Annotated in this window: 3 protein-coding genes and 3 pseudogenes; 2 read left to right on the top strand and 4 right to left on the bottom strand. The window is 69.5% G+C overall.

The genetic code is table 11. The features are described 5' to 3' along the window. A pseudogene (locus AB0N31_RS36355) lies at positions 1-154 on the top strand (DNA-directed RNA polymerase subunit alpha); the annotation flags it as partial. Between the two features lie 623 nt (positions 155-777). On the opposite strand, the gene AB0N31_RS36350 reads toward AB0N31_RS36355, so the two are convergent. Together AB0N31_RS36350 and AB0N31_RS36345 are read right to left on the bottom strand one after the other, a co-directional pair. Then, positions 778-966: a hypothetical protein gene (locus AB0N31_RS36350; RefSeq protein WP_366062814.1), complete on the bottom strand. Its 189-nt coding sequence runs from the start codon at positions 964-966 to the stop codon at positions 778-780. A 116-nt stretch (positions 967-1,082) separates the two neighbouring features. Next, on the bottom strand, positions 1,083-1,811 hold the full coding sequence (locus tag AB0N31_RS36345) for a glycoside hydrolase family 3 C-terminal domain-containing protein (protein WP_366062813.1): 729 nt from the start codon (positions 1,809-1,811) through the stop codon (positions 1,083-1,085). Here AB0N31_RS36345 and AB0N31_RS36340 point away from each other — a divergent pair. Next, positions 1,798-2,142: pseudogene (locus AB0N31_RS36340) on the top strand (NAD(P)H-dependent oxidoreductase); the annotation flags it as partial. The gene AB0N31_RS36345 and the pseudogene AB0N31_RS36340 overlap by 14 nt on opposite strands. Before the next feature lie 122 nt (positions 2,143-2,264). On the opposite strand, the gene AB0N31_RS36335 reads toward AB0N31_RS36340, so the two are convergent. Continuing rightward, a complete protein-coding gene (locus tag AB0N31_RS36335) occupies positions 2,265-2,885 on the bottom strand; it encodes a TetR family transcriptional regulator (RefSeq protein ID WP_366062812.1) in 621 nt (206 codons plus the stop codon). A gap of 95 nt (positions 2,886-2,980) precedes the next feature. Further along, positions 2,981-3,169: pseudogene (locus AB0N31_RS36330) on the bottom strand (NAD(P)H dehydrogenase); the annotation flags it as partial. Positions 3,170-3,264: the final 95 nt, after the last annotated feature.

The following is a 3,264-nucleotide window of genomic DNA, read 5'->3' as shown; positions in this document are numbered from 1 at the left end:
CGGTGCGAAGTCGATCGACGAGGTCAAGGCGAAGCTGGCCGGCATGGGCCTGGCCCTCAAGGACAGCCCGCCCGGATTCGACCCGACCGCCGCCGACGCCTTCGGCGCGGACGACGACGCGGACGCCGGCTTCGTCGAGACCGAGCAGTACTGAACGCTGCGCTGCACCGGTCAGAGCGACACTTCCCCCACGAGGACAGGAGAGCCTCGACGCCGTCCCCTGTCCCCTGTCCCCTGTCCCCTGGGCGGCATCGGCCGGGTCCGCGCCCACGTCCAGCCCGTCGGGTCGGCACCTTCTCCGCCCAGATGTCGGCCCTGCTGGGTCGTTCCCGGGGATTGGCTACGGAATCGGACACGAACGTGCTGCTGTTCCGGTCGATCCCCAACGGGCGCCCGAGGGGCGCGGCGCATCGGCGGTCGAGGCGCTTTTGCTACTTCTGTTGGACTTGAACATGGTGCGCGGCATCTTCCACTCCCGGAAGACGGCTCCCTGCCTGCTTTGTGCAGGTCAAGGGCGGTCTTCACCGTACAACTGGCACGCGCTCGACTCGAAGGTTGTGAGGAACACCGCTCCACTCCGAGGAGGAGGCTCCTTGCCTGCGTTCCCGCGCGAACGAAGCCGCCATGACGCCGCCGACCAGGCGTCTGTTCGGACAGCCGTCTCGGAATGTCCGGGGAGTGATGCTGATCAGGTGCCGACTTGACTGACGATGCGTCAGGGTTCACGAGGGGCATCTCAGAGACGGTTCAGGGGGTGAACACACGACTCTCGGGGCGTCACGTGAGCGTCGCGACGTGGAAGGCCCCGCCGACGCCGTTCACGGAGAATCCGTCGGTGACGTCGGCCATGACGGTGATCTCCGTGTCCCGTCCGTCGGACGCGTCCAGGAGGGAACGACCGGCCAGCAGTGCGGAGGCGCAGCCGAGTGCGAGGGCTGAACGGGACAGGCGCTTGGTGATGGGCACGGACGGACTCCGGAAGAGAGGGCGGGGCTCACCACCGGCGTGAGCCGAGGGGTGCGGGACTGCCGCGCCCACACCCCCGGGCGGTCGGAGGCACAAGCGCGGGGATCGAGCCGAGGTCAGCCGATGGTCAGGGTCCGCCGTGCCGTCAGACCGCGGGACGAACGCGCGGTCGCGAAGGTGTAGGAACCGGGTACGAGCGTCCAGGCGCCCGCCTTCCACACGGTGAGGTCCTGCGCGGGGACGGTGAGGGTGAGCCGCTTGGACCCCGCGGCGGGGAGGGTGACCTTCTGGAAGGCGACCAGGCGGCGGGGTTCGGCCTCCGCGGCTGCCGGCAGGGTGGCGTAGACCTGGACGACGTCGGTGCCCTGGCGTCGGCCCGTGTTGGTGACCGTGACGCCGAGGGTGACGTGCTTGGCCGTCCGGTCCCAGGCGGCTTCGAGGGAGCCGTGGGCGAAGGTGGTGTACGACAGGCCGTGGCCGAAGGGGAAGCGGGGCTGCTGCCCCTCGGCGTCGTAGTAGCGGTAGCCGACGGCGATGCCCTCGTCGTGGGAGACGGTGGCGTTCGTGCCGGGGTAGGTCGCGGGAGTGGTGCCCGGTCCCTGGGTCGCGTCGGCGGGGAAGGTGACGGGGAGGCGGCCGGAGGGGTCGCTGTCGCCGAAGAGGACGGCGGCGAGGGCGGTGCCCATGCCGCGGCCTCCGTACCATGCCTGGATCACGGCTTCCACGTCGTCGAGCCAGGGGGTGGTGACGGGGCCGTCGGTGTTGAGGACGACGATCGTTCGGGGGTTGGCGGCCGCGACGGCTGAGATCAGCTGGTTCTGGTCGCCGGGGAGTTCGAACGGCATGTTCAAGATGTTCTTCGACTGTCTCGGAGACACGGCGCTGGAGGCCAAACCGGTGCTGATCGCCGCCACCGGCGGCACCGGACGGCACTCACTCGTCCTGGACCATGCACTGCGACCGATGTTCGCCTGCCTGCACGCCGTGGTCATGCCCACCGCGGTGTTCGCCGCGCCTGAGGACCGGGGCGCAGACCACGGCCAAGGGTCCCTCGTCGGACGCATCACCCGGGACGCCAGGGAACTGGCCCACGAGATGAAGCGGCGGGAGACACCGGTCCTCCCCCGTCCCTACGCCGACCCGGAGCCGTTCGAGCACTTGCTCAACGGCAGGTGAACCGGTCATCCGGACGGCTCACCCCTCGGCCTTCGAGAAGGCCGAGGGGTGAGTGTCATGAATCCGCGTCGGCACGCATCCCGCTCGGTCCGGAGTTCACAGCCGACGCCGGGCGACCCCGGTCAGACCACGGCCGCACCCGGTTCCGGGGCGCGCGCTCCCAGGAGGGCGAGGCAGTTGCGCCAGAGGGCATCGAGCTGGGCGGTGTTGTTGTAGAGCTTGGCGAACAGCACCTGTCCCTCGAGCTGGGCCACGACGGAACGGGCGGCCTCGCGGGTGTCGGTGACCGTCACGTCACCGCGCTCCAGGGCGGCCGAGATCACCTCTTCGACCATGTCGACCTGGGCGTCGAAGATCTCCTGCAGACGGCTGCGGATGGCCTCCGTCTGGTTGCTCAGTTCCAGCGTGAGGTTGCCGAACATGCACCCGGAGACGGTTCCGCACGAGGCCTGTCCGGCGCGCTGAGCGGCCTCGGTCTCCTCGAACAGCCGCCGGAGCCGCTCCAGGGGCTCCCGGTCGCTGCGCAGCACGCGCTCCCAGTCGCGCCGCTGGGCGGCCCACTGCTCGTCGAGCACGGCCAGCGCCAGGGCTTCCTTGGACTCGAAGAAGTAGTAGAAGCTGCCCTTGGGCACTGCGGCCGTCTTGCAGATCTCGGCCACACCGAGGGCCGAGTAGCCCCGCAGTTCGATGAGAGACCGCGCGGCATCGAGGATCTTGCCCTTGGCATCGCTCGTCCGTCCCATGGCTTCAGTATACGACCATTCGACTAGTTCGGAAGGAAACCGGTCGTCCAGCACTTTCGCCGGGCACCGAAGCGGGTCGGACAGGACCTGTCCCGCTACACGGCGGCCTTGAGCTTCCCGGCGATCTTCACGACGCGTTCCGCCTGGTGCCGGGCCGCGGCGCGGGTGGTGTCGTCCACCGGGTTCGTGCCCTGCCCGTCCACGTGCGACGTGCCGTACGGGTTGCCGTCGGCGAACTTGACCGGGTCGGTGAAACCGGGAGCGCCGAGGATGCCCCCTCAGTGGCCCTCGGCACGATCAAGACCCCGATGCACCCCCAGGAACACCACACGGCACTTGCCGAACTGCACCCCGTGGGCCGCATGGGCGAGATCGGCGA

The sequence above is a fragment of the Streptomyces sp. NPDC051051 genome, assembly GCF_040682975.1.
Lineage (GTDB): Bacteria > Actinomycetota > Actinomycetes > Streptomycetales > Streptomycetaceae > Streptomyces.
This window is presented reverse-complemented; position numbering and strand designations above follow the sequence as displayed.

Bases quoted from the DNA above. Each gene is read 5' to 3' on its own strand.
- AB0N31_RS36335 (WP_366062812.1), bottom strand. From the start codon at position 2,885: ATGGGACGGACGAGCGATGCCAAGGGCAAGATCCTCGATGCCGCGCGG.
- AB0N31_RS36345 (WP_366062813.1), bottom strand. From the start codon at position 1,811: ATGCCGTTCGAACTCCCCGGCGACCAGAACCAGCTGATCTCAGCCGTC.